This window comes from Bradyrhizobium sp. BWC-3-1, from assembly GCF_032917965.1.
Lineage (GTDB): Bacteria > Pseudomonadota > Alphaproteobacteria > Rhizobiales > Xanthobacteraceae > Bradyrhizobium > Bradyrhizobium canariense_D.
The window spans coordinates 7,192,368-7,217,489 of record NZ_CP136625.1 but is presented as its reverse complement, the minus strand read 5'-3'; the positions used below and the strand labels follow the sequence as shown (position 1 = coordinate 7,217,489).

The 25,122-nt window shown below is 58.1% G+C and carries 24 protein-coding genes and 2 pseudogenes; 11 read left to right on the top strand and 15 right to left on the bottom strand.

Annotated elements, in window-relative coordinates; translation table 11 throughout:
* Window positions 1–127: 127 nt before the first annotated feature.
* Both RX329_RS34750 and RX329_RS34745 read right to left on the bottom strand, forming a co-directional pair.
* Window positions 128–1,297 carry a glycosyltransferase gene (locus RX329_RS34750; protein ID WP_317245000.1) on the bottom strand — a complete coding sequence of 390 codons (1,170 nt, stop codon included), beginning with the start codon at window positions 1,295–1,297 and terminating at the stop codon, window positions 128–130.
* Window positions 1,298–1,391: 94 nt separating this feature from the next.
* A complete protein-coding gene (locus RX329_RS34745; protein WP_317244999.1) occupies window positions 1,392–2,156 on the bottom strand; it encodes a glycosyltransferase family 25 protein in 765 nt (254 codons plus the stop codon).
* 231 nt (window positions 2,157–2,387) lie between these two features.
* Here RX329_RS34745 and RX329_RS34740 point away from each other — a divergent pair, with 231 nt between their 5' ends.
* From RX329_RS34740 to tnpC (RX329_RS34710), 8 genes and pseudogenes are all read left to right on the top strand, one after another.
* Window positions 2,388–3,734 carry a glycoside hydrolase family 16 protein gene (locus tag RX329_RS34740; RefSeq protein WP_317244998.1) on the top strand — a complete coding sequence of 449 codons (1,347 nt, stop codon included), beginning with the start codon at window positions 2,388–2,390 and terminating at the stop codon, window positions 3,732–3,734.
* Between the two features lie 227 nt (window positions 3,735–3,961).
* A pseudogene (locus RX329_RS42105) lies at window positions 3,962–4,148 on the top strand (IS5/IS1182 family transposase); the annotation flags it as partial.
* Window positions 4,149–4,231: 83 nt separating this feature from the next.
* Window positions 4,232–4,642, top strand: a complete 411-nt coding sequence (tnpA, locus tag RX329_RS34735; RefSeq protein ID WP_085383151.1) for an IS66-like element accessory protein TnpA — start codon at window positions 4,232–4,234, stop codon at window positions 4,640–4,642.
* Entirely contained in the window at window positions 4,639–4,986 is a 348-nt protein-coding gene (gene tnpB, locus RX329_RS34730; protein ID WP_317244997.1) for an IS66 family insertion sequence element accessory protein TnpB, read from the top strand. The genes tnpA (RX329_RS34735) and tnpB (RX329_RS34730) overlap by 4 nt, the downstream gene beginning before the upstream one ends.
* 122 nt (window positions 4,987–5,108) lie before the next feature.
* Window positions 5,109–6,632: an IS66 family transposase gene (gene tnpC, locus RX329_RS34725; RefSeq protein ID WP_410706145.1), complete on the top strand. Its 1,524-nt coding sequence runs from the start codon at window positions 5,109–5,111 to the stop codon at window positions 6,630–6,632.
* 169 nt (window positions 6,633–6,801) lie between these two features.
* Window positions 6,802–7,209, top strand: coding sequence for an IS66-like element accessory protein TnpA (tnpA, locus tag RX329_RS34720; RefSeq protein WP_317244996.1), 408 nt, complete (start codon window positions 6,802–6,804; stop codon window positions 7,207–7,209).
* Window positions 7,206–7,553, top strand: coding sequence for an IS66 family insertion sequence element accessory protein TnpB (tnpB, locus tag RX329_RS34715; RefSeq protein ID WP_317244995.1), 348 nt, complete (start codon window positions 7,206–7,208; stop codon window positions 7,551–7,553). The genes tnpA (RX329_RS34720) and tnpB (RX329_RS34715) overlap by 4 nt, the downstream gene beginning before the upstream one ends.
* Before the next feature lie 72 nt (window positions 7,554–7,625).
* Window positions 7,626–9,197, top strand: a complete 1,572-nt coding sequence (gene tnpC / locus RX329_RS34710; protein ID WP_317244994.1) for an IS66 family transposase — start codon at window positions 7,626–7,628, stop codon at window positions 9,195–9,197.
* A gap of 220 nt (window positions 9,198–9,417) precedes the next feature.
* Here tnpC (RX329_RS34710) and tnpC (RX329_RS34705) read toward each other — a convergent pair whose 3' ends face one another.
* Genes tnpC (RX329_RS34705) through tnpA (RX329_RS34695) form a run of 3 tightly spaced genes read right to left on the bottom strand, consistent with a single transcriptional unit; the run spans window position 9,418 to window position 11,873 of the window.
* A complete protein-coding gene (tnpC, locus tag RX329_RS34705; protein ID WP_085357270.1) occupies window positions 9,418–11,082 on the bottom strand; it encodes an IS66 family transposase in 1,665 nt (554 codons plus the stop codon).
* Between the two features lie 45 nt (window positions 11,083–11,127).
* Window positions 11,128–11,475, bottom strand: coding sequence for an IS66 family insertion sequence element accessory protein TnpB (gene tnpB / locus RX329_RS34700; RefSeq protein ID WP_085357271.1), 348 nt, complete (start codon window positions 11,473–11,475; stop codon window positions 11,128–11,130).
* A complete protein-coding gene (tnpA, locus tag RX329_RS34695) occupies window positions 11,472–11,873 on the bottom strand; it encodes an IS66-like element accessory protein TnpA (protein WP_085357272.1) in 402 nt (133 codons plus the stop codon). Before tnpA (RX329_RS34695) ends, tnpB (RX329_RS34700) begins: the two co-directional genes overlap by 4 nt.
* A gap of 82 nt (window positions 11,874–11,955) precedes the next feature.
* Here tnpA (RX329_RS34695) and RX329_RS34690 point away from each other — a divergent pair.
* Window positions 11,956–12,537 (top strand): annotated as a pseudogene (locus tag RX329_RS34690) (IS5/IS1182 family transposase); the annotation flags it as partial.
* A gap of 26 nt (window positions 12,538–12,563) precedes the next feature.
* Here the strand turns inward: RX329_RS34690 and RX329_RS34685 are convergent.
* From RX329_RS34685 to RX329_RS34675, 3 genes are all read right to left on the bottom strand, one after another.
* Window positions 12,564–13,409, bottom strand: coding sequence for a glycosyltransferase (locus RX329_RS34685; protein WP_317244993.1), 846 nt, complete (start codon window positions 13,407–13,409; stop codon window positions 12,564–12,566).
* Window positions 13,410–13,577: 168 nt separating this feature from the next.
* The gene (locus RX329_RS34680) at window positions 13,578–14,387 is read right to left on the bottom strand and encodes a class I SAM-dependent methyltransferase (RefSeq protein ID WP_317244992.1); all 810 of its coding nucleotides are present in this window, start codon (window positions 14,385–14,387) and stop codon (window positions 13,578–13,580) included.
* A 168-nt stretch (window positions 14,388–14,555) separates the two neighbouring features.
* The gene (locus RX329_RS34675) at window positions 14,556–15,998 is read right to left on the bottom strand and encodes a lipopolysaccharide biosynthesis protein (RefSeq protein WP_317244991.1); all 1,443 of its coding nucleotides are present in this window, start codon (window positions 15,996–15,998) and stop codon (window positions 14,556–14,558) included.
* 189 nt (window positions 15,999–16,187) lie between these two features.
* On the opposite strand from RX329_RS34675, the gene RX329_RS34670 reads away from it, so the two are divergent.
* Complete coding sequence (locus RX329_RS34670) at window positions 16,188–16,925, top strand: class I SAM-dependent methyltransferase (protein WP_317244990.1); 738 nt, start codon at window positions 16,188–16,190, stop codon at window positions 16,923–16,925.
* On the opposite strand, the gene RX329_RS34665 is transcribed toward RX329_RS34670, so the two are convergent.
* The 7 genes from RX329_RS34665 to RX329_RS34635 form a co-directional block, all read right to left on the bottom strand.
* Entirely contained in the window at window positions 16,906–18,081 is a 1,176-nt protein-coding gene (locus RX329_RS34665; RefSeq protein WP_317244989.1) for a glycosyltransferase, read from the bottom strand. The genes RX329_RS34670 and RX329_RS34665 overlap by 20 nt on opposite strands.
* 75 nt (window positions 18,082–18,156) lie before the next feature.
* On the bottom strand, window positions 18,157–19,098 hold the full coding sequence (locus RX329_RS34660; RefSeq protein ID WP_317244988.1) for a family 16 glycosylhydrolase: 942 nt from the start codon (window positions 19,096–19,098) through the stop codon (window positions 18,157–18,159).
* Window positions 19,099–19,123: 25 nt separating this feature from the next.
* The gene (locus RX329_RS34655; protein ID WP_317244987.1) at window positions 19,124–19,960 is read right to left on the bottom strand and encodes a glycosyltransferase family 2 protein; all 837 of its coding nucleotides are present in this window, start codon (window positions 19,958–19,960) and stop codon (window positions 19,124–19,126) included.
* Window positions 19,961–19,993: 33 nt separating this feature from the next.
* Window positions 19,994–20,977 (bottom strand): NAD-dependent epimerase/dehydratase family protein, encoded by a 984-nt coding sequence (locus RX329_RS34650; protein WP_317244986.1) that lies wholly within the window; start codon window positions 20,975–20,977, stop codon window positions 19,994–19,996.
* Window positions 20,974–22,191, bottom strand: a complete 1,218-nt coding sequence (locus RX329_RS34645; RefSeq protein ID WP_317244985.1) for a glycosyltransferase family 4 protein — start codon at window positions 22,189–22,191, stop codon at window positions 20,974–20,976. Before RX329_RS34645 ends, RX329_RS34650 begins: the two co-directional genes overlap by 4 nt.
* A 248-nt stretch (window positions 22,192–22,439) precedes the next feature.
* Window positions 22,440–22,658 carry a hypothetical protein gene (locus RX329_RS34640; protein ID WP_317244984.1) on the bottom strand — a complete coding sequence of 73 codons (219 nt, stop codon included), beginning with the start codon at window positions 22,656–22,658 and terminating at the stop codon, window positions 22,440–22,442.
* 333 nt (window positions 22,659–22,991) lie between these two features.
* Entirely contained in the window at window positions 22,992–24,020 is a 1,029-nt protein-coding gene (locus RX329_RS34635; protein ID WP_317244983.1) for a glycosyltransferase family 2 protein, read from the bottom strand.
* 135 nt (window positions 24,021–24,155) lie between these two features.
* On the opposite strand from RX329_RS34635, the gene RX329_RS34630 reads away from it, so the two are divergent.
* Window positions 24,156–25,121, top strand: coding sequence for a UDP-glucuronic acid decarboxylase family protein (locus tag RX329_RS34630; RefSeq protein ID WP_377827865.1), 966 nt, complete (start codon window positions 24,156–24,158; stop codon window positions 25,119–25,121).
* Window position 25,122 lies beyond the last annotated feature (1 nt).

Sequence of the window (25,122 nt, the reverse complement as noted above, 5' to 3'; positions counted from 1 at the left end):
GCCGAAGAGCTTCCGAGCCCCCAGGAATGGGGCCGACCGTGCTAGCGCTCGTTGAACTCATCTGTGACCGCCATTCGCGTAAGTTACGTTGAATCCAAACTGCCGGGCCGAGATGGGATGCCGTTCGTCACAGAAAGACGCTCGACAGGTGGCGGGTTCCAGCCTCCAGACCAAACCGTTCGGAAAGCAATTCGAACAGTGTATCCTGATTTCGGTTGAGCGTGGGAAGGTCGTCGATGTTGCTGACGACGGCTTCTGCGAGGCTTTCAAGGTTATCCGCGGGGAACATTGCCGATTGTTCCGCGACCGTTGTGCCGGCCAGTGCGTTGCGAAGCCCGAAGATAGGAAGCCGTTGAAATGCGTAGTCCAAGATCTTTAGCTTGAAGCCGCCACCGAGCAGATCCGGCACCAAGCCACCCCGGGAAGCCGCGGCGACTGGCGATACATCATCAACGCGACCGTGGAAAGCCAGGCATGGACTGAAGCGGCTGAAGCGATCGCGAAGATGCTGGGGAACCGCGCCTACAACGTTGAGAACGATCCCTGTACGTTGCAGAGCCGGCAGCAGACCTTCTACGATCAGCTCGAGATTCCTTTGCTTGGCTATCCATTCGAAGGAGCCCACAAGGAGCAGTGCGCGGGGGCAAGCGGCCAGAATCGGTCTGGGAGCGCTGATGTGGCCGAGATAGATCGGCGGAACTACGTGAACGTTCTGCGACACGCGTTTGAAGTAGGATGCGTCCTCTTCCGAGATGCACGTGACAGCATCCGCCACTTGCAGAATCCGGTTCTCCTGCCTGCGGTACTTGTCGGCGTCAAATCGCATGAGCAGCTGGCGCAGCGGGTTGCTGAAGCTGCTTGCGATCTCCCGGCGGATGGCGCCTTCCGCGTTGTGCGCGATATAGCAGATCGAAGCATGCTTGCGGTGCTGTTGGATCATGGAGAGCAGGCCCGAGGAATAGGCATGGTCGATTACAATCCAGTCCCAATCCCCTTGCAACAGGTTCGGCAGCACCTGTCGTAGTTGGGGCGTGCTCAGGTTGAATGCGTCGCGCGGCAGGGTCGAGAGCAGGCTTCGGAGAGCTGAAGGTTGGGCGGGTGGTAGAGCGACGCAGGTTGTGTTGGGCAGATTGAGAAGATAGTCGCCCACCGCTTCGCCAGTCCTGCTGGACCCAACCAGCGTGATGTCTACCGCGTTCGTGCGCGCTAGCGCCGTGAGCAGCCCAGCAGAATAGAGCGCGTCGCCGGTGAACAGCGGGCTAGGTAGCCGGCCGCAGATCCAGAGTACCTTTTGCATTGGTGCTACACTCCGCGTCGCTTCAATTCATTTGGCTCGCCTGTTCGGCTCTAACTTTTTGCGTGGACGCCGGCCTCTCCGGTAAGTGCCCAAGCTAGAATTCCAGCGGGTGCTGCTGAAACGCTTTCCGGATCTTCTTGTCCCGGTGGCGTAGCCGAAGGTTTGCAAGGAGGCGTCGAAGCGCCTCTTTCGACTTCCAGGCGAACCACGCGAACCTGTCAATCGGTGACGGGCGTCGATTCGACTGCACGTGCTTCTTGATCAACGAGCCGGTAGTCAACTCGATGCACGGAAATGGAAAAAGCGCATAGTTGGCGAGGCCGTTGTGCCAGAACCGGTCCATTTCCCAGTCGATGGGGCGGCTGATCGCCTCGACGGAATTGACGAATGAGCGGGCATCACGGCTTGATATCAGGTACGCCTGCGTTCCCATCGGGGCTCTCTTGAACCTGATTAATTCGCGTTGTCCCAACCAAGTCACGTTCCGCAAGGAGGGTGCGTGCCGCGCATATAATCTTAAAAAGCCGATCTCTCCGGTCTTGCAAAGGGTGAGCAGCGCTTTGAAGTCGAAGCCTGGATCGAGTGCGACGTCATCTTCGAGCACCAGCGTCCAAATCTCTTTGGGTGAAGCCGCAAGTTCACTAAGTACTGCGAGGTGGCTTGCCGCGCAGCCGATCTCGCCCGGTGAGAGGGAGCGCCCCCAAAAGCGAACAGATTGGGCCTCGTCATATTGGGGCAGGTGCGCCGGCGGTTCGCGAAGGGCGTCAAAATACGTCCACGCAAGGCCGAGGGCCATTAAGTTTGCGGTGACGCGTTCTCGGCGTGGAGAATCGGCGAAACTGATGATGGTCACATTCATGTCAAAATTCATGGACGGTCGCATGGGATCCGGGGCATCTTTCTGACGTAGTCGCAGCTTATGGCACGTCATGCCCGCTTATCCAATTAGGCCGAATAGGTGCATCGAAACGGGCGTTATGTTCGACTGCAAGCTACTGACTTGTTTGCTGGGGTGGGCTGCCAAGCTGCAACAAACACGAAGCTTCCCTGGTGCCCTGGGACCGGGCATGAGATCTGTGAGTTAGCCCACATGACGTTTACCAATATCTCAAAATGGGTGCCTGCGCTGGTGATGATGATCTCAGCCTTGCTGCCCATAAAACCGGCATGGCCTGCTGGGTGGGACCTGGTATTTTCTGACGAGTTCAACGGTGTCGAGCTCGACCGCACCAAATGGGCCACGCGTTACATATACAACAACGAAACGATGGATTACTTCACAGATGAGGTCCAGCGTTATCGCGACAACCACGTGCTGTCCGGGGGGGCGCTCAGCCTGGTTGCGAAGAAGATGGAGGGCACAAACCTTTTTGAATCCGCGATGATTCGAAGCCACCGGACCTTTTACTATGGTTACTTCGAGGCCAGAGTGTTCCTGCCCAACGCACGAGGCGTATTTCCCGCCTTCTGGCTGGAGGCCGACTACGACATCGACGGCAAGACCTGGCATCCGCCCGAGGCCGACATCTTCGAGTTTGTGATCAACGGCGTGGAAGACAAGGCGAATTCGCTGCATTCCAATATCGTAGGTCCGTTCAGCGAGAAGCAGTACACCTACGCCGACAAGAATTTCCTGCTCAAATTTCAAAACCTGTACGCGAGCGAGGACCTCAACCTGGGCTGGCATACTGCGGGGTATGTGTGGGCTCCTGACAAAGTCTCGTTCTTCTGGGACGGCAAGCTGATCTACACGCGGAACTACCAATGGCTGCGCAAGGACGGCCGGCTCGGTCCGCCCGCCCATGTGGATCTTAATTTCGCTGTCGGCGGTAGCAAATGGGCTGGTCGACACGGGATCGACGAGGCCGCGTTCCCGCAGGCCTTCAAGATCGACTACGTCCGCGTCTGCCAGTTCACCGAGTCTGACAAGGGCCTACGGCAATGCGGTCCGAGCGAGGTGACGCCAGATCCCAAGCAATTCGGGTACACGGCGACGATCAACGACATGCAGAGGCCCGCTTTCCTGCAAGTGGCCAAGGTGGCCGGGAAGCAGGTGAGTGCGGCCGGCGCGACCCTTGCTACGGCCGTGCCCGTGACGGTGGAAATCCCCCTCAAGCTGCCCGCTGACTATCCGTCGAACCGGACTCTTCAAGCTTGGATTGTGGACGAGGCGACACGAACGACGGTCACCGCCGCAAGCGCGAAGCTTGCCGCAGGGATGTTCAAGAAGCGGGACGACGGCACAGATGTTCTGGAACTCTCACTTTCGGCGATACAGCGCGCGGGATCCTATGTTCTCTACGCAAAGTTAACTTCGGAGGTGACGAACGACAAGGGCGAGCGGCAAGTGCTCCCAAGTCCGGTGACCTGCGCCACCGTTGTACCGCAACCGCAAAAGGGATTGTCGTGCCGGCTGGTTGCGCTGAAGGTGCGGTGATCCTCGGCTCCGGCAACTGGTCGCAGGTGTCACGGAGCGGCCTGCCTCTGGTGAATTGAGCCTAGAGATTAGTTAGTCGTTCGTGAAGAACTCCCAAGTCATTGATTTGGAATCTGGAAGCGTCGCGTTGATGTAATCGAGTTTGCCGAGAATCGGGTCTTCGGAAGGGGATTCCTTGCATAGTTGATTTGTGATTCTCTGGCTGGGAGCGATTTGGCGAGGACCAGGTGCGGCCACCGGAACGGCGGGAAACGGGAGAGCAGGATCTGTTCCGCTCTCGGCTCGATCAGATCATTGACATGAAGCATCCGCTGTGGCGCTGGGCCGCACGGTGGATTGGAGCTTCCTGGAGAAGCGGTTCGCGAGGTCTACACCGATGATCCCGGTGACGTCCCCACCGATGCGAAGCTTCTGAACCGGGCGCGCGAGAAGCTGGTGCGTATCCGCCCGGTCAGGGCCGCCTTGCCGAATGAGGCGTATTGTTGAGAACTGTCCTTATGGACAGTGATAGGCGCAGTGCCCAAGTCGAACGGCTTGAGGTGGTGGACACGGGCCGGCGGCGACGCTGGTCCGAGGATGAGAAGCTCAAAATTGTCCTGGAGAGCTTACAGGCGCCGCGCCAGGTCGCTGCAACGGCGCGGCGGTACGGCGTTTCGCGCTCATTGCTGCTGCGATGGCGACGGTCGTTTCGGTCTGAGCCGAAGGATGCCGCCGATCAACCTGGCTTCGTACCGGCGGTAGTGGTCGCGGAATCAGGGTCGACGCCTTGTCCAGTCACGCCGGCCAGCAGCGGTGGGTCGATCGAGATCGAGTTTGCTGCCGGGGCTCGGATGCGGGTCACGGGTACGGTCGACGCGGCGACGCTGAAGGCCGCCGTGGCGGCTCTGGCAGATGGACGCTTGCGGTGATCCCCATTGCGTCGGGCGTGCGGGTGTGGATTGCGACCGGCCACATCGATATGCGTCGCGGCATGAACTCGCTGGGCTTGCTGGTGCAGGAAGCCTTCAAGCGAGACCCGCACGGCGGCGACCTCTATGTGTTCCGTGGCAAAAGCGGCAAGCTGATCAAGATCCTTTGGCACGATGGACTGGGCATGTCGCTTTATGCCAAGCGATTGGAGCGCGGCCGCTTCCTGTGGCCATCGTCGACTGATGGCGTGGTGACAATCACCCCAGCCCAGCTTGGCTACCTGCTGGAGGGCATCGACTGGCGGATGCCGCAACATACCTGGCGACCGCAGGCGGCTGGCTGATCGCTGGGATTTGAATCGGTGGCATGATCAGCGGTCCGGACAGAGACCGCGCCTTGTGATTCTCTGGTCGGCGATGGGCGCCGATGATTCTCTTCCCGACGATGTGACCACGCTGCAGGACGATGCTGCGCGCCGAGCGAGCGGCCCGGTTGGCCGCGGAAGCCGAGGCCCAGGCGGGGACCTTGCTGATCGAGAAGCTCAAGCTCACGATCAAGAAGCTCCGGCACGAGCAGTTCGGACAGTCCTCCGAGCGAGGCGCATTGCTGGACCAACTCGAGCTACAGCTCGCCGACCTGGAGGAGACCGCGGCTCAAGCTGAGACCGCGGCGCAGATGGCAGCCGAGAAGATTGCGGTGCCATCGTTCGAGCGCCGCAAGCCAGCCCGTCGGTCGCTGCCGGAGCATTTGCCGCGGGAGCGCATTGTCTATCCGGTGCCGGCCACTTGCCCATGCTGTGGCGACAGCCGATTGCGCAAGATTGGCGAGGACGTAACCGAGACGCTGGAGCTCGTTCCGCGCCAGTGGAAGGTGATCCAGCACGTGCGCGAGAAGCTCGTCTGCCGGGCCTGCGAAGCGATCAGCCAACCGCCGGCCCCCTCGCATCCGATTGCGCGCGGGCGTGCAGGGTCCAAGCTGCTGGCCCATGTCCTGTTCGCCAAGTATGGCCTGCACCTGCCGCTTCATCGTCAGAGCGATGTCTACCAGCGTGAAGGCATCGACCTCGACGTATCGACGCTCGCGGACTGGGTAGGTGCCTCCGCGGCAACCCTGATGCCTTTGGTCGATGCGATCCGGAGCCACGTCTTCGCAGCCGAGCGCATCCACGCAGATGACACCACGGTGCCGGTCCTGGCCAAGGGCAAGACCCGGACTGGCCGGCTCTGGACCTATGTGCGCGACGACCGTCCGTTTGCCGGCCCAGATCCGCCGGCGGCCGTGTTCTTCTTCTCGCCCGACCGTGGCGGTGCGCATCCGGAGCAGCATCTGGCGAGCTATGCCGGACTGATGCAGGCCGACGCCTACGCCGGCTTTGGCAGGCTCTACGAGGCCAATCGCAAGGGCGGCCCGATCATCGAGGCCGCGTGCTGGGCGCACGGTAGGCGCAAGTTCTTTGATCTCGCGCGGCTCAGCAAGGCGCCGATCGCCGCCGAGGCGGTCAAGCGCGTCGATGTTCTGTTCGCCATCGAACGTGAGATCAACGGTCTCACTGCGCAGGAGCGTTTGCGTGTGCGCCAGGAGCGTAGCCGCCCCCTGATCGTCGAGCTGGAGGCGTGGTTGCGCGAGCAGCGCGCCAAGCTCTCCAGGAACAACGACACGACCAAAGCGATCAATTACTGCCTCAGCCGCTGGGATGCATTTAGCCGCTTCATTGATGACGGACGACTTTGCATGTCGAACAATGCTGCTGAGCGTGAGCTACGGGCGGTCGCCGTGGGGCGAAAAAATTGGACCTTCGCCGGGTCCGATGAAGGCGGACGGCGCGCGGCTGCCATCTACAGCCTCATCGCCACCGCCAAGCTCAATGACATCGACCCGCAGGCTTGGCTCGCCGACGTGCTGGCGCGCCTACCGGATCATCCCGCCAAGCGCATCCAGGAACTCATGCCCTGGAATTGGCGACCTCAGAACGTCGCTCAGGCCGCATAAGCGCGGTCAGCCATCCGTTCAAGCTGACCTAACCAGGGCCGTCACCGGACGCGTACGCTGGTGCGGCTGGCGCAGCGCCATGAGTGAGCTTGCGTCAATCCTATGCGCGGCGTATCCGTCCGGTGAAGGCCGCCTTGCCGATTGAGGCGTGTTGTTGAGAACTGTCCTTATGGACAGTGATAGGCGCAGTGCCCAAGTCGAACGGCTCGAAGTAGTGGATACAGGCCGGCGGCGGCGCTGGTCCGAGGATGAGAAGCTCAAGATCGTCCTGGAGAGCTTACAGGCGCCGCGCCAGGTCGCGGCGACGGCGCGGCGATATGGCGTTTCGCGCTCGTTGCTGCTGCGATGGCGGCGAGCGTTTCGTCCCGAGCCGGCGGATGCCGCCGATCAGCACACGAGCTTCATACCGGCGATGCTGGTACCGGAATCGGGGGCGACGCCTGGTCCAGTCGAGCCGGCCGGCGGGGCGATCGAGATCGAGTTTGCGGCCGGAGCTCGGATGCGGATTACTGGCGCGGTCGACGCGGCGACGCTGAAGGCGGTGGTCGCGGCGCTGGCTGATGGACGGTCGCGATGATCCCCCTCCCGTCGGGCGTGCGGGTGTGGATTGCGACCGGCCACACCGACATGCGCCGCGGCATGAACTCACTGGGCTTACTGGTGCAGGAAGGCTTTAAGCGAGATCCGCACGGCGGCGACCTCTATGTGTTCCGTGGCAAAAGCGGCAAGCTGATCAAGATCCTTTGGCACGATGGACTGGGCATGTCGCTTTATGCCAAGCGGCTGGAGCGCGGCCGCTTCCTATGGCCATCACCGGCTGATGGAGTCGTGACAATTACCCCAGCCCAGCTTGGCTACCTGCTGGAGGGCATCGACTGGCGGATGCCGCAACATACCTGGCGACCGCAGGCGGCCGGCTGATCGCTGTGATTTGAATCGCCGGCGCGACCAGCAGTTCGGACAGAGACCGCGTCTTGTGATTCTCTGGTCGCGATGGCCGCCGATGATTCTCTTCCTGATGATGTGACTACGCTGCAGGCGATGCTGCGCGCCGAGCGAGCGGCCCGGTTGGCCGCAGAAGCCGAGGCCCAGGCGGGGACCTTGTTGATCGAGAAGCTCAAGCTCACGATCAAGAAGCTGCGGCATGAGCAGTTCGGACAGTCCTCCGAGCGAGGCGCATTGCTGGACCAGCTCGAGCTACAGCTCGCCGACCTGGAGGAGAACGCGGCGCAGGCTGAGACCGCGACGCAGATGGCAGCCGACAAGATTACGGTGCCATCGTTCGAGCGCCGCAAGCCGGCCCGTCGGTCGCTGCCGGAGCATTTGCCGCGGGAGCGCATCGTCTATCCGGTGCCGGCCACCTGCCCATGCTGTGGCGACAGCCGATTGCGCAAGATTGGCGAGGACGTAACCGAGACGCTGGAGCTCGTTCCGCGCCAGTGGAAGGTGATCCAGCACGTGCGCGAGAAGCTCGTCTGCCGGGCCTGCGAAGCGATCAGCCAACCGCCGGCCCCCTCGCATCCGATTGCGCGCGGGCGTGCAGGGTCCAAGCTGCTGGCCCATGTCCTGTTCGCCAAGTACGGCCTGCACCTGCCGCTTCATCGTCAGAGCGACGTCTACCAGCGTGAAGGCATCGACCTCGACGTCTCGACGCTCGCGGACTGGGTAGGTGCCTCCGCCGCAAGCCTGATGCCTTTGGTCGATGCGATCCGGAGCCACGTCTTCGCAGCCGAGCGCATCCACGCCGATGACACCACGGTGCCAGTCCTGGCCAAGGGCAAGACCCGGACCGGACGGCTTTGGACCTACGTGCGCGACGACCGTCCGTTTGCCGGCCCAGATCCGCCGGCGGCCGTGTTCTTCTACTCGCCCGATCGTGGCGGTGCGCATCCGGAGCAGCATCTGGCGGGCTATGCCGGACTGATGCAGGCCGACGCCTACGTCGGCTTTGGCAGGCTCTACGAGGCCAATCGCAAGGGCGGCCCGATCATCGAGGCCGCATGCTGGGCGCACGGCAGACGCAAGTTCTTTGATCTGGCACGGCTCAGCAAGGCGCCAATCGCGGCCGAGGCGGTCAAGCGCGTCGATGCCCTGTTCGCCATCGAGCGCGAGATCAACGGACTTCCTGCGCAGGAGCGTCTGCGTGTGCGCCAGGAGCGTAGTCGCCTCCTGATCCGCGAGCTGGAGGTGTGGTTGTGCGAGCAGCGCGCCAAGCTCTCCAGGAACAACGACACGACCAAGGCGATCAATTACTGCCTCAGCCGCTGGGATGCATTTAGCCGCTTCCTTGATGACGGACGGCTTTGCATGTCGAACAATGCTGCTGAACGTGAGCTACGGGCGGTCGCCATCGGGCGAAAAAATTGGACCTTCGCCGGATCCGATCAGGGCGGTCGGCGTGCTGCTGCCATCTACAGCCTCATCGCCACCGCAAAGCTCAACGACGTCGACCCGCAGGCTTGGCTTGCCGACGTGCTGGCGCGCCTACCTGATCACTCTGCCAAGCGCATTGACGAACTGCTGCCTTGGAATTGGCAGCCCCAAAGCGTCGCTCACGCAGCTTGAGCGCGATCGGCTATCCGCCCAAAGCGACCTGCCCAGGGGCCGTCGCCGGATGCGTACTGCGCGGCTGGGCAAATTCGCCCTGATCCAGCATCAGCGTTATGCCCACGCCAAGCAGTTCAAGCGCGCCCACCGGGCGCTCAAGAGTACGCATACGACGAAGGCCGCCTGATTGACACATGCGCGCGAGCGCGGCGAGTTCTACGATGGCGTTGCGTGAAGGTCAGGCGGCTTGCTGATCGGCGGACTTGCCGGCTTGGTGCAGGAGCTTCCATTCCCAGGGCAGCAGTTCGCGCAGCCGCGACGCGGGAAGATCGGCGATCCGGGCGAGGACGTCGGCGAGCCAGGCCTTTGGATCGACGTCGTTGAGGCGGCAGGTCGTGATCATCGTCAGCATGATCGCGGCACGGTCGGCGCCACGTTGGCTACCAGCGAAGGTCCAGTTGCGCCTTCCCAAGGCAATGCCTCTCAATGCACGCTCAGCGCAATTGTTGGTCAAGCAGATCCGGCCATCGTCGAGGAAGCGGACGAAGTCGTCCCAGCGCTTGAGCATGTAGTTCATGGGCTTCAGGACCTCGGCGGAGCGCGAGAGGCTTTCTCGCTCGCGGAGCAGCCAGTCATGCATGTCGTCGAGCAGCGGCTTGCTCCGCTCCTGGCGCACGGCACGCCGCTCGTCGGCACTACGGCCGTTGATGGCGCGCTCGATCTCGAACAACGCATCCAGACGCCTGACCGCCTCCAGCGCGATCGGGGAGACCGGTTTGCCCTTGCGGCCTTCCCGGGCGGCTTTCTCGATGTCAGCCAGTTCGAAGAATCCCCGCCGCGCATGGGCCAGGCAAAACGCCGGCGTGATCGGCATTGCTTTCCTTTTTGGGTCGAACAACGGCTCGAAGCCGCCATAGCAATCCGCCTGCAGAATGCCGGCGAAGGCGGCCAGATGCTTCTGAGGATGTTCGCCCCGTCGGTTGCCCGAGGCATAATAGACCGCCGCCGGCGGCGCAGGCCCGGCGAACGGCCGGTCATCCCGCACATAGGTCCAGATCCGGCCGGTCGTGCACTTGCCCTTCGCCAGGATGCGGATAGTGGTGTCGTCGCCATGAAGGCGCTCGGCCGCGAGCACATGACGCTCGATCAGCTGGAACAGCGGCATGACGGCGAAGGTTCCGTGGCCGACCTGGTCGGCCAGCGTCGACAGCGGCAGGTCGATCCGCTCAGCCTTGAAGCGCACGCTCTGGCGATTGAGCGGGATATGCATGCCGAACTTGTCGAACAGCATTGTCGCCAGCAATTGCGGACCGATGAAGCCGCGCGGCGTGGCATGGAACGGTGCCGGCGGCTGGCTGATCTTCTCGCAATCGCGGCAGGTGAACTTCTCGCGTATCGTCTCGATCACCTTGAAGCGACGCGGGATCTCCTCCAGCGTCTTGGTCACATCCTCTCCGACCTTCGCCAGCCGAGATCCACCGCAGCAGGCGCAGCTCGTTGGAGCCTCAATGACGACGCGCTCGTGTTCGATGTCGTCCGGCCATGGCTGGCGAACCGGCCGCTTGCGCATGAAGGGGCGAACGTTCTGCGTCTTCGCTGCTGCGGCCTGCGCGGCAAGCTCATTCTCGGTCGCCGTGGTGGCGAGTTCTTCGAGCTCCAATTCCAACTGCTCGAGTAAACGCGCCGTGCGCTCGGAGCGCTGCCCGTGCAGTTCGCGTTTGAGCTTCTCGATCCGTAGCTCAAGATGAGCGATCAGCACCTCGCTGTCCGATAGCTCCGCCCGCGCGTTGGCGGCATCCGCGACTGCCACATCGCGTTCAGCCTGCAACGCCTCGCGCTCGGCCAGCAGAGCAAGGTAGGCTCTCGTGAGATCCGAAGGAAGGTCGTCCGGCTTCGATGTCATGACGCCATTGAATCAGATCGAGCATCAGATTCAAACCCAAAACGATTATCCGACCCGCGTCGGCCGCTGGGTTTCTTGCGGATTGCGCCAATCGATCCCGGACAGCAGATAGCTCAACTGCGCCAGCGAGATCGTTACCGCTTCACCGGCAACCGATGGCCAGATAAACTTTCCTCTCTCGAGTTTTTTTGTGAACAAGCAGGCTCCCTGACCATCGTGCCAGATCACCTTCACAAGATCGCTGCGGCGACCGCGGAAGACAAACAAATGACCGCTGAGCGGTTCTTTGTGCAGCACCTCCTGCACTTGGAGGGCCAGCGACGGAAAGCCTCTGCGCATATCCGTGTAGCCTGTCGCCAGCCACACTCGCACATTCCCTGGTACAGCAATCATCGGCGTCCAAGCACATCGAGGACCCGCGCCAGCGCCTCCGGATCGACGTGCGCATCCACCCGGATGCACCGTCGGTTGCCGAGATCGATCTCTATCAATCCAGTACGTGCGGCTGCCGCCGAGCGAACTCGGCCATCAACCGTAGGCAAAAGCTTCGCAGTTTCTTCAGTCGAAGCCGCTACGGCGGCGATCTGCACCGGCGTAAAAGATGGTGCAACTTGTTCCGATGTCCGTGCTTGTCGACGCCAGGTAAACACCAGGCTGGCCGCTACTCCGTTGCGCCGCGCAACCTCAGTTACCTTCGCGCCCGGTGCCAACGTCTCCTCGACAATCCGTGCCTTGTCGTCCTGCGACCAACGCCGCCGCCGCTCCAGCCCGCCTAAAACCTCGACCCGCATCGCCTGATGACCTTAAAGCTAGACTTAAGGTCACACGCTTCGCGAATTACCAACCCTCACGCAAGACGGCCCCCATCGGAGGCGTACGCTCAAGACGCTGCGCCGCGTGATGCGCGACATCGGCCGCAAGATCGATGGCAACAGCGGGCTCGAACCGGCGTTCGCAAAGCTGCTATTGCTGGCGCGGCGCGTGCGCGAGCAGCAACAGCGTCAACGCGGGCCGAAGATCTATTCCCTGCACGCGCCGGAGGTCGAATGCATCGGCAAGGGTAAGGCCCATCGACCTTACGAGTTCGGCGTCAAAGTATCCGTTGCAACCACGATCAGCCGCGCAAAGGGCGGCCAGTTCGTCACCCATGCAAAAGCGTTGCCCGGCAATCCATATGATGGCCATACCCTGGGCACTTGATCTCCGGCCAGAAGCGAGGGGTGACGCCCAAGATCAAGCGCGAACCGCAGGGCCGCCGTCGAACCCGTCATCGGTCACCTCAAAGCCGAGCGTCGCATGGGCCGAAACTATCTGTAGTTCCGGCACGGTGATGCAGCCCATGCCGTCCTCGCCGCCGCCGGCTACAACTTCCGCCGCCTGATCCACTGGCTCGGCATTTTGTTGTGGCAAATCCTGGCCGCTCTCTTCACGAAGCCGGCAATCAATCCAGCCTAAAATCAGCGTTCTTCACGGACGACTAGTTACAGTCGGAACATTCGCTTTGATAATGTTGCCCATCCGCGAGGCCAGAATCCCAAGCCCACAAATCGGGCGAGATCCTTCGGCTTGGGCTTGATTCCATAAAAACTCGAAAAAACCTGCAACATGAGCTGCTGCCGTGCTCTGACATTATCTCGGAAATGAAGTTTCGATACGATTTCGTATGCAGCTCTGACCTTTTCCTGCTTGGTTGATATGCGGTCACGGCTTGGCGTCACGTCGAAACGATAGAGCGGCATATCGAGCAACCGCGCAGTTCCAAATCGTTTAACGATCCGCATGAAGAATTCGAAATCCTGCCAAGCAGGCAACTGCTCATTGAACAGACCAGCTTCCCTGAACACGGCTGTCGGAGCAAAGACCTGGTTACCAATCTCGTTGGCTTCCGCAAGGTCAGCGAATTCCACGGTTCCTCTCTTCCTGGTGACAAATAGCTCTTTTCCGCCACTGAGGAAGTAGTCCTGCGCATAAAGACAAGAAACAGGGATTCTATGTCTCGCATAGGAAGCCCAGCAATCGTGAAACGCACCCAGACGCTCGGGCTCAAACGTGTCGTCGTCATCAAGGCCTGTTATGAACTCACCTGTTGCCTCCTTGATAGCTCGATTTCGTGAGGCTGGCGCCCCAAGAGGACTTTCGTTACGTAGGGCGCGGACTCTGCTGTCTTCGCCCTTCAGCGCCTCCAGAAATGACGGTGTTGCATCGGTCGAGGCATCATCGACTATGAGTAGTTCGACGTCGGAGAATGTCTGCCTGAGTACCGATCGTACGGCAGTTGCAAGCAGATTCACTCGATTCCGCGTTGGGACATAGACGGATATTGTCACAATTTCTCGACCCCATACTTGCCAGTCAACTCGGCTCCAGCAGTATAATAGCGCAGCAATCAGGGCATACTAGTTGCCTGGGACTGATATTCCAGCAACCCTCTACCCTAAGCTTCCGGAGCACGATACCAGCCTCTTCGGCATCCAAAGCCCCTTGAGCAAGGAAGACTACTTCGGTTCAAAGACTTTATCGATGTAGCGACGTTTTCTGATTCTTCCTGTAATCGTAGCGGCGAAACGTGACCTAACCCGATTCAGAAACGAGCGGCGCAGGGGAGTCCTGATGTGTGATTTGAGACTCTCAAGACGCTCAAATGAGCAATGAGCGTAGTCAGCGCGTCGCCAGATATCCACCATTTTGAAGTACGTTATCGCAAGGCCGGCCTTCGCTGCCTCGATAGCCAAGACTTCGGGGCGCAATTTGTTGTCAATGATCTGAATCTCAGAGGGCTTTTCTTCCTCAAGGTATTCGAGATGAGTAGCCGTTGGAAACGTAAGATGGACCTTAAGACCCGCCCCCCCGATTACGGAAAATTTCTGGAAGAGCTCTTGCCTCGACGTCTCCGGGATATGCTCGATGACATCGCACATCGTAATCGTTGAAGGCTTTCGTCCTAGCAACGCGACTGGATCGAACTCCTCACTGAGCGCGTCTTGCGCTACGAAATTGAGATTTGACCGGCCGACTGTTTTCTTTGCATACCAAATATTTTGCTCGCTTATGTCGATGCCGAGCACCGGGCCGTGGGTTTTCTTCGCCATCGCTTCGGTCGCGATGCCGATACCACATCCGACATCGAGAATTGCTTCGTTTTTACCGAGCGAGCCAATGAAAAACTGAATCGCCTTTTCGATCCTTGCATTGCCGACAAGCCGGTAGCTCAGCATTCTATCGGATGAAAAAGCATCATAGTAGGCTCTCACTTGATCCGGAGAGGGAGACTTTGAAAAGGAGATTGGATTCTCTGCAGGCGGCATTGCTTACGAACTCCATAAGATGCGAGGCAAGAACGACGAAGACGTTTCGGATGAGGTTTAGATATGGGACGAAACAGACAGTTTCATGATGCTTAATTGCCGTTCTCAACCGTGTGTGGATGCACCGTCTCGGTTCGCTTCTGTAAAGTTCTCTCCTGCCTCTTCTTCCTATCGTTTAAGCAAGCGTATCGCACGCCAGAGAAGATCGCGTTTGGAAGGGAACAGCAACACAATTCCAACGTGCACTAGGTAGGAGATCGCAGCAAAGCCAAGTGCCTGATATATCGTGAGTCCACTGGAGCTGAGTTGAAGGAATTTGAGTATGGGAGCCGTTACTGCGACAGCCAAGGCGTGAGGGACCGCTGCTCTGATAAGATCCGGGCAGCTGACCGGACCGCGACGTCCGGTGTGAATCCATACAAGCGGCGCCACGATAATAGTGTTCGAGATGGCGTATGCGCTTGCTACGCCAACTGCTCCCCAAGGGAGGCCCACGATGAACGATCCGACAGTGAGGACGGACGAATAGACCCCAATCCTGAAGAAGTCCCCACCGCGGCCTTGGCTCAAAAAGAGCCATCCCACAGTGGAGGTGATGACTTGGTGCAGTCCTGCAATTCCAAGCCACTGAAATATGGAAGCGGCCGCAGTCCATTTTTCGCCGAACAGGAGATCGAACAGCTGATGCGCAAAGATCACGGCATACAGGATCCCGGGCTGCATTACGACCATGATCAAAGATACGGCTTCGATATAGGTGCTGCGATATCGTTCCGGTTCGGTTCGAAGTCGGGCCAGTAAAGGCACTAGGACCTGCCCGATTGGTCCATGGATTTGACTGATCGGGAAAAGAAGCAGTCGATAGGCTCGATCGTACGTTCCAAGTTGCTCGCTCCCCTGAAAGCGTCCGATCAGGATGTTGTCGCAATTCCGCGCGAAATAATTGACGATATTGAAACCCGATACATGCGAACCAAAACGGAGCATGTCGGATACGTTTTTGTCGAGGTGAGGTGCACTCGGCTTGTAACGTGAAAAGACCCAGATCCCGACGCCAGATACAATCGTCGCACTTGCGGCAGATGCGTAGAGCCCCCAATAATTCTGCCAGAGCAACGTCCCACTAAGTCCGACGGCGAATGCCACCGTCGAGCTTGCAATGTCGACTATAGCCAATTGGTTGAATTGCGAATTCCTGTTGAGGATGGCGCTAGGAACGGCTTGGGGGCCGCCAAGGAGCGTTAGTACCGCGAAACAGAGCGTCAGCGGCTCCACCCTTGGTTCAGCGTAGAACGAGGCCATCACCGGCGCGCTGGCCGCGAGGAGCGCAGCGAATATAATAGATACCACAACGGATACCCAAAACAGCGAACTGACCTGATTATCGCTGATGATTTCGCGCTGGACGATTGCTTGGCTGATCCCCAAATCCTTGACCAGCGCGATGAGAGCAGTGGCGGTCCCGACCATCGCGAGGATCCCGAAATCCGATGGCGACAAGAAACGAGTGGTAACGATGGTAAGAAGGAGGCCCGTCCCAATCCGCCATGCTTGCGCTGTACCGGTGATGGCGATGTTCTTGACTGCACGAGCCTTGCTGTTGTGGTCCACCGCAGCTTTCCAAGATTTGCTGTTCAATGAGTTTGGCAAAGCCGGCCGATTCAGCCAGCGGAGGTATTGATGCGTAACGCGATTGTAGACCTCAAAACGACAATCCGGTATGATTTTTGGCGTTCTGAGATCAGAGTTGCGTTGGCCTCAGGACGATTGAGTTTTTGAGGCGGCGAATTCGAGGGCAGCTTGCAGAATCGTGAGGCTTGGAAGGAATCGAAGTACGTTTTGCGGGATGGGAGGCTTTTAGCTTCTGCTGATCCAAAGGAGGTTAGTCTCGGCTCTAGACTGATGGCTAATTTGATTGCAGCAAACTTTTTGCCCGCGATCAAATCTCATGCCTCAGGTCGCTTACTGGATCTCGGCTGCGGAAAGGTCCCACTGTATGGTCTCTATAGGGATCTTGTGACAGAGATAACGTGCGTCGATTGGGGAAATAGCTTGCACGATGCAAGTCACCTTGACAGGGAGGCCGACCTTACAAAACCAATTGATCTCCCGGATGCTTCGTTTGAGACTGTCATTCTTTCTGACGTATTGGAGCACATTCCCGTTCCGCTTGAGCTCTGTCGTGAGATTGCTCGCTTGTTGTCTCCCGGGGGGAAATTGATTTTGAGTGTTCCTTTTTATTATCCCTTGCACGAGGCCCCGCACGATTTTTATCGGTATACCGAGTTTGCGTTGCGACGGTTTATGGATCTCTCGGACATGAAAGTCATTCAGATCAAGCCACTTGGCGGAGCCTTGGAAATCATTTCGGACGTTGTGTCCAAGAATGTCATGAGGATGCCAATCGTAGGTCGAACCCTCGCAAAAGCCATACAAGCGGTGTCCTGGAGTTTCGTGAACACTCGAGTCGGTGAGAGCGTGGTCCAGAAAACTGCGGCACAATTCCCGCTTGGCTATTTCATGATCGCGCAGCGCTAGTGCCCGAGATCTCGTCGTAAAGTGCCTCAAGGCGCGGACTCAGGAGCTGATGGCTGAAACAAGATGCAATCATTGCTACGCTAGCGTTAGAAATGCGGTCAGCCAAATCATCCGATGTTAGTATCTTTAGAAGCTGAATGGCCAATTTTGGAGAATCGCGCTCGCCGAAGACGAGGCCAGTCTCGTTGTCCTTGACTGCCTCGCCGACTCCTCCCCGCGCGGATGTTATGACCGGAATTCCGGATGCTTGCGCTTCAAGGATAGAAATGGGAAGCCCTTCGGCGTCGCCATTTTCCGCAGTAATGCTTGGAAGACAAAATACACGCGCAGCATCAAGCTCTCGCTTGACGTCTTGATTTGAGAGAACGCCTCGAAACTTCACGTTAGTCCCTCTTGCTCGCGCAAGTTGCTCGAGGGTGGCTCGCAACGGTCCGTCTCCGACCACCACGAGTTCGGCCATCCGAATCTTCCTTTGTACATCGGCCATCGCTTCGACCAGGTACTGGCAACCCTTTTTCTCGACAAGCCGTCCTACAAAAAGAACGCGCGGAGGGCGCTTGCTGATCTGAGTCGGTCCGGGTGAAAATTTCGTCGAATCAATGCCGATGTATCGGACGAATACCTTGTCCGCCGGGATTCCGAATTCGATGGCGCGATGACGAATGGCTTCCGATACAGCGAGGAAACGAACTTGCGGCTTTTTGGCCAAGCCTAGGAGTAGCCGCGGGTAAAATCGCGCGCGAAAGCCTGCTTCCCCGGCCTCCCACCATTCGCGGTAGATATTGATGTCGTAGCCGTGGAGCGTCACGAGCATCGGGACATTGAGGGCTCTCGCAAGTGGCCATGCATCGAGGGCATCGATACCAAAATGCGCATGGACGAGAGAGGCGCCCTCTGCATCTAGAATGCGCTTGATACGTGGCGGAATTGTGCCGGTGAGCTGAAAGGTCTTCCATGCGAGGCGGCTGAGCAGACCAGGATTGTCCGCTCCTAAGACGCGCACCGTCAGGTCATCCAGCGGTAACTGGTTTACCGCCTTTAGGCCGATGAGTACCGCGCGCCACTTGCGCAGCGACAATACCTGCTCCTTGATGAACGTTTCCGAGATCGGCAACAGTTCATTCCGATAAACCAGCACAGTTCTATCAGATGACATGATGCCTGCTCGCGGTAAACACGCTTGCACCTTCCCAAACTCTCAGCTCGGCTGGATATTCTAAGCATGGCTTCATCAGAACTGGACGACCCTTACACCGCGAATGTGCATTGGCGCAGGAAAAGCCGCGGAGTCGCTCGGAACTGGCACAAGTCCGCCAACGGCGACGTCCATCAGCATGTACCAGGGGCCCGCGCCGGCGAAGTTTATCATAGCTCGATAAGGTTTTCTATTGAAGTACCAGACCACCTCCTTCTCCCCCAGGTAGCAGCCGTATCGGTTGAAACGCGCAAAGATGTCGGCGCCCGGTTCGACATCACCGAGTTTGATTGCTGCGCTTGCTGACGCATGGCCTTTGCTGCCAATCCAGTGCTGATTTGTTGTCACGCCGTCCCGTGGGTGAGTAGTGGAGGAGATGAAGGCCTCCATCACGTCTATTTCGGGGGGCCACACGTCGCCAGCGCGCAACAGCCACAGCGCGGGCCAGCTTCCCGCAATTTTGGACAGTTTCACTTCGAATTCGACATAGCTTCCTATGCCGATCTGGTTGAAAAGCGTTCGTGAAGTGACCATCGCCGCCGTGTAGGTGACAGGTGCATCCTTCTGCCAAGCGAGCGTGATTTTTCCGCCTCGGCCATCCGAGAGCCCCTGCGGGACGTGTTCGGCCTGAATGAAGCGGTGGCCAGTGGACGGCTCGATGCCCCACACCTTCACCTCAGGGTTAAGGGCCGGGTCCGCATAATAGCCCAGTTCTTTATTGCCAGCCTGCTGCCTCGTTCTTGCAAGACGGCTCTGCCAGCACGGGCGCCCATCGCTGCGGAAACCGCTGTCGCTAGCAAAGTCGGAACCAAGTAGGTCGTCAGCGAAGATAACTTCGCCGCCGCCGGGAAGTGGCGGCAGTTCGGAGTCGAGGTCGGACAGAAGACCTCGTCCCTGCGCGTGCAGCGGGGTGGATGCCGTCGCAAATGTGCTGCCTGCCGCGCGTAGTAGAAACGTTCTTCTATTGAAAGCACTCATCGGAACGCCAAACGTAGCTCTGCGTTCATTTAGCGGCAACGCTGTAATATTTCAAAGCTCCTATTGCAAGTGAACGCATGCGTGAAGCGTTGCGGGAGTGAAAAATCTCTCCTGCAAGTTTCAGCAACGCGGCAGGAGCATGCGAGCTCAGAACGTGCTTTGCGTAAACCGCTCCGGCCCCGATATCGTAATAAAGTCCCCGAACCGAAGCATCTCCTTCCGAACGACCATGATCATGCGCGACGCCAGGCTGAGGGAAATAACCGCCCCTCCAGCCAGCGAATGAAGCGCGCAAAGCGAGATCCCATTCCTCGCCCGCAAAGGGCGTGCCTGCACCAAATCGGTCGTCAAAGAATCCGGCCATCAGAAGGCATTGTTTTCTGAAGGCCATGTTTGATCCCTGCACAAAGCCGCGCCGGAAGAATGTTGCTGGTGGCAACGGCTCATGGGTCGCGCTTGTGTTGCAACCAATGGGGGAACGGCTCGAATCAAAGGGCATAATCCGACCCGATCCGAAGCCGAGATCGGGATTAGTGTTGAAAATTTCCTTCCAGGCGACCGCGAACGCCTTCTCAGGATAGCAGTCATCATCGATGAAAAGGACGATCTCACCGGACGAATGCTCGATCCCTGAGTTACGGCCCGCAGAGTTCCCTGGTCTGGTTTCCTCGATTGTCCGCCAAAGGTTCGGATGGAGCTCACAGAAGCTTCGCATGATGGCGCGTGTATCGTCTGTGGATCCATTGTCGATGAGAACGACCTCGATTTCCGCTGCCTCGTCCATCGCCTGAATGTGGTCCAGACAGCGCTTGATGGTTCTTGACCCGTTTCGCGAACATAAGATCAAGCTCAATTCTGGCATGCTGCACCGCGCTCCTCCGATGGCAGGATCGATCTAGGCCGCTGCCCGTTTCTCGTTTCTGTGCACCTGCCGCTCGATCCATTCGTAGCTTTTCTCAAGACCTGCGCGCAGGCTTGCGGAGGGCTTCCAGCCGAGCTTCTGCTCAATCAGTCGGTTGTCGGAATTTCGTCCACGAACGCCGAGCGGGCCGGGAATATGCTTCTTGTGCAGCTTCTTGCCGGCGATGTCGGCGACGATATCCACGAGCTGATTGATGGTAACCATCTCCTCCGAGCCGACATTCACCGGGCCTTCGAAATTTGACCGTGTCAGTCGGATTGTGCCTTCCAAGCATTCGTCGATATAGAGGAAGGATCGCGTCTGGGTGCCGTCACCCCAGATCTCGACCTCGCCACCGTTTGTAGCCTGGGCCACCTTGCGGCACACGGCCGCTGGTGCCTTTTCCTTGCCGCCATCCCAAGTGCCCTCGGGCCCAAAAATGTTGTGATAACGCGCGACGCGATTGCGCATGCCATGGTTGCGATTGTAGGCGAGATAGAGCCGCTCTGAGAACAGCTTCTCCCAGCCATATTCGCTGTCCGGATTTGCCGGGTAGGCCGAGTCCTCGGAGCAGTTCGGATTGTTTGGATCCAGCTGATTGTGCTCCGGATACATGCAGGCCGAGGAGGAATAGAACATGCCGCGCACGTTCCGCTTTTGGCAGGCATCCAACATGTTGAGGTTGATCGTGGCCGAATTGTGCATCACATCGGCGTCATGCTCGCCGGTGAAAATATAACCAGCACCTCCCATATCTGCGGCGAGCTGATAGACCTCGTCGAACCCGCGGTCCGTGATCTGACGGCAGAAGTACTGGTCGCGGAGATCGCCAACGGCGAAATCGTCGGCTTCGGTGTCGGCAAATGGCGGGAATTTCAGATCCACACCGCGCACCCAGAAACCTTCGCGCTTGAGTCGTTTGACCAGGTGCCCGCCGATGAACCCACCTGCACCGCAAACCAGGGCAGTCTTAGTCATGAAGTTCCCTTTCTCGAGTTTCTAACACGGTTAGCATATTCAAATACCCCTTCGAAACGGTCAGTCACCCGTTTGATGTCGTAATTCTCCAAAGCAAATTTCCTACCACTTTTGGCCGCAGCGTTGCGCAAGGTGTGGTCCTCCATCAACTGAACCGCGGAACGCAGGAAGCCCTCCCGATCAGTCGGGTCGACGACAAGGCCGGCTCCATTCCTGCTGACGACCTGGGAAGCGAGGTTCTCCCCCGGTGCGGCGAGTAATACTGGGCGTTGTGCGCAAAAATATGACTGCACTTTGGACGGAACAGAGAACATCCCCGCATCGGGTTCGATTGTCGCGACTGTCACGTCAGACGTTGCAAGAACTTTAGGCAGATCGGAAAATGATTGTAGGGGCAACAAGATCAGATTGTCGATTCCATGCTCACGCTTCGCGCGCTCGAGTTCCGAGACACCCACGCCCTGACTCACTACCACAACTTTCGCGCGGCCCTTCACGTCTCTCGCCAGGTCAATCAGAAGCTGCGGATTGTGCTTTAATGCGAGTGTGCCGGAGTAAAGGAAGTTGAACGTATCAGAGAGGCCGTGAAGTCGCGCCCAATCATTGTTTTTGGGAAGAGGCGAAATCTCGTTTAGCGCACCCCAGTTCTCGATCGTGAAGATCTTTTCCCCGGCACTTCCCCATTTCCTTGCGACGTCAGCAAAAGAGTCGGTGATCACCACGATGGCGTCGGAGTTGGCAAACTGTCGGCGTTCGAGGACAGAATAGTAGGTGCCAATGCCCGCGCCGATCAGACCCATCTTCTTCCGCAGCAGCTTTGAAACGGCGATGCTGTAAAAATCCTGAACCCAGAACACAAAGGCGGCACCGCATTTGCGGGAGGCTTTGACAATCGCGGTCTGAGCCTCGGTAGGCGTATTTCCCGAAATGACGAGATCGGGCCGTAATGACATCACCAACTTTGCGACCGCTTTTCCGTAGGTCACGTCATCGAACCGGCGGCGGACGAAAGATTCTTTGTCGTACGGACGCGGCAGCTTCACCCCCTCAAAAGATAGGCTGGAGGGATCAGAGGAGCTGTGTACAAGGCGCCCCTTGGGTCCGTGATCGCCGTGAAAGTAGGCGTGCGTAACCTGGTGTCCTCGCGAGGCGAGTTCGCGGCTGAGATTGGCTTGAAAGGGGTGGCCGGCATAGTCATGAACCAAAATCTTCAATGGGGCCACCTAGGACGCGCGAATGCATTGTTCGTCATGCGCAAGTTCATGTCCGATCTTATCCTGGTTGTCTATCAGGCGCCGACTTAACCGTTAATAGCGGCGGAAATCGTCCAAACCTGTACGGCCCGTGGTTCGGTCGTCAGATTGCCTAGACCCATGGCATGCATCGCGCTGAGCTCCATGAAACGGGCTGAGAGAGCATGAGCCACTACTTGACGCTTGATCTCGGGTCGTGCTTGTGACAGTTAATATTCAATTGGACAATAGCAACGTGTTCGCTGCTTTTGACCCGCTGCTTTCGACACCATGTAGTCGGCGAAATTGCGGCCTTTGATCAACAGGCCAATCATGTTTTTCAGAATTTTGCTTGGTGCATCCGCTGCCCTCGTGGCTGCGATAGTTCCGGCGGTCGCCGACCCGATGCTCATTGATTTTTCATGGCAGGGGACGAAGGGCTGCGTCACGCTGTTTCCGAATCCCGAAATCCGCATCCGCAACGTGCCGCCTGATACCAAACTCTTGCTGCTAACCCTGACGGAAGGGACGAGGGATATGGGCGGCCAGGAAGTCGTCGTTCCCACAAACGGCGTTGTGCCCCCCGGGACTATTCGAACGTTTGGTCCATGCAGGCCAGACGTTTACCAGTGGACTGCCGTAGCAAGATCCGCTGGCGGGAAAGTGCTGGCGGAAGCCCGACGGGCTCGCTTCTATCCGACTGACGAGCCTGTGCCTGAGAAGCCTTGACTACCTCTGGTGCATTCGGAAACTCCCGCCCAGCATCTGCGGTTGTTACCTCTTCACCCGCCTTCGACACTGTTCGGTCGACGGGTGCCACAGCGCCGTTTCGTGGGTGGCTCGGGGAGAAACCTGTTAGTTGCCGGAGACACATCTTGCCGTAACCACCTAAGCAAACGACGGGTCGAGCCACCCAGCAGCCACACAAGTGACGCAGCCGCGGTTGTTAGCCTGCCCTGAGACTGATTGGTAAGCAGTTCGATTGCATCGCGTATATGTCCGCGATCAATCGCTCGCAATGCGAGCGATCGTGCAAGTATGGCTTCACCGCGCGCGAAATTGGCGGATAGTTCCGGATATCTCGATAGGAATTCGGCTTCCACAAATCGCCTCGATTGCATCATCTGCGCGAAATCATCGGACATCGAGCCAGGTGAGACGCGATATCCGACTAGATATTCCGGAACCATAGCTATCTCGTGCCGCTCTGCAATTTGAAGATACAACTTCCAGTCTTCGCAGCCCTGACCTCCGCGAGAGCGAAGCGACTCGTCAAAACCTCCCGCAGCAATCAGTGCTTCTCGTCTTATGAGCGCGTTACTACCGCTGATTACAATGTTACCTCCGCACATCTCAGGAAAAATTCTGCCCTCCAGCCGGGTCGGGGGAGCAAAACCAGTGACGTTGGCGCAAGTATCAATCCAACAACACCAGGCATAGACGAGCCCGGTTTCGGAACCTCGGCTTTCGAAACGTTCAAGCTGTCGGGCTAGTTTTGTCGATTGCCAGAGGTCGTCCGCGTCAAGAGTGGCGATGAATTCCCCGCGGGCTGTGGCAATTCCGTAGTTGCGTGCCGAAGCTACTCCGCCGTTCGGCTTAGATACGTAACGAACTCTCGCATCCCGTTCGACAAGTTGCGCGGCGACGAGCCTCGTCTGATCTGTGGAGCCATCATCTACAATGATCACTTCAAGATCGCGGTGCGTCTGGTTCAGCGCACTTACCACCGTCTCATAAATAGTCTGTCCGGCGTTAAAAGCCGGCACGATGACTGAAATGAGGCTGTCTCTCAACAAATGGGGAGAACGCACGACACCATCTTAATGCTTAATTTCAATTGAACTGTACTGTTTGATGCAATCTCATAAATTCTAGCCGTTAGCCGATCGTATTGCGATAGTCGTACTAAAAAAAGGTAAATCTTTAACAATTCCAAGGGGTTGCTAGTGGCGCGTCAGGCAAGGCGGATATTAATCACCGGCGGTGCGGGCTTTTTGGGCTCACATCTATGCGAGAAGCTGATTAACGCGGGTCACGAAGTTCTTTGTCTCGACAACTTCTACACGGGCTCGAAAGCAAACGTGCGTGACCTGCTGGAGTGTCATCGCTTCGAACTCATGCGACACGACATTACTTTCCCGCTCTACGTCGAGGTTGACGAGATCTATAATTTAGCGTGCCCAGCCAGCCCGGTTCACTATCAACACGATCCCGTTCAAACGACTAAGACCAGCGTACATGGATCAATAAACATGCTTGGGCTGGCCAAAAGAGTGAACGCTAAAATTCTCCAGGCCTCAACCTCGGAAGTTTACGGTGATCCCGAGGTGCACCCCCAGGATGAGTCATACTGGGGACGAGTTAATCCGATTGGCCCACGCTCTTGCTATGATGAAGGGAAGCGCTGTGCCGAGACGCTGTTTTTTGACTACAGGCGGCAGCACAACCTTTCAATTAAAGTTGCGCGGATCTTTAATACTTACGGTCCGAGAATGCGTCCGAATGATGGGCGGGTCGTTTCAAATTTCATTGTGCAAGCTCTGACCAACCAGCCGATCACCATCTATGGAGACGGAATGCAGACGCGCTCGTTCTGCTACGTCGATGATCTGATCGATGGCCTGGTTCGTTTGATGGAAACCAATGATGAAATTACCGGACCAATCAATCTTGGGAACCCTCACGAGTTCACCATGATGGAATTGGCTGAAACAGTGAAGGACTTGACCGGGTCTGGATGTCGAATCGAATTCAAGCCGCTCCCAATCGACGATCCAAAGCAACGACAGCCAAACATCGCGCGAGCGCGCGATACGCTTAACTGGGCACCGTCCGTGCAACTGCGTGACGGCCTCACCAAAACGATCGCCTATTTCACCGATTTGCTGCGCTCAAACGAGCTGGTGCAATAGC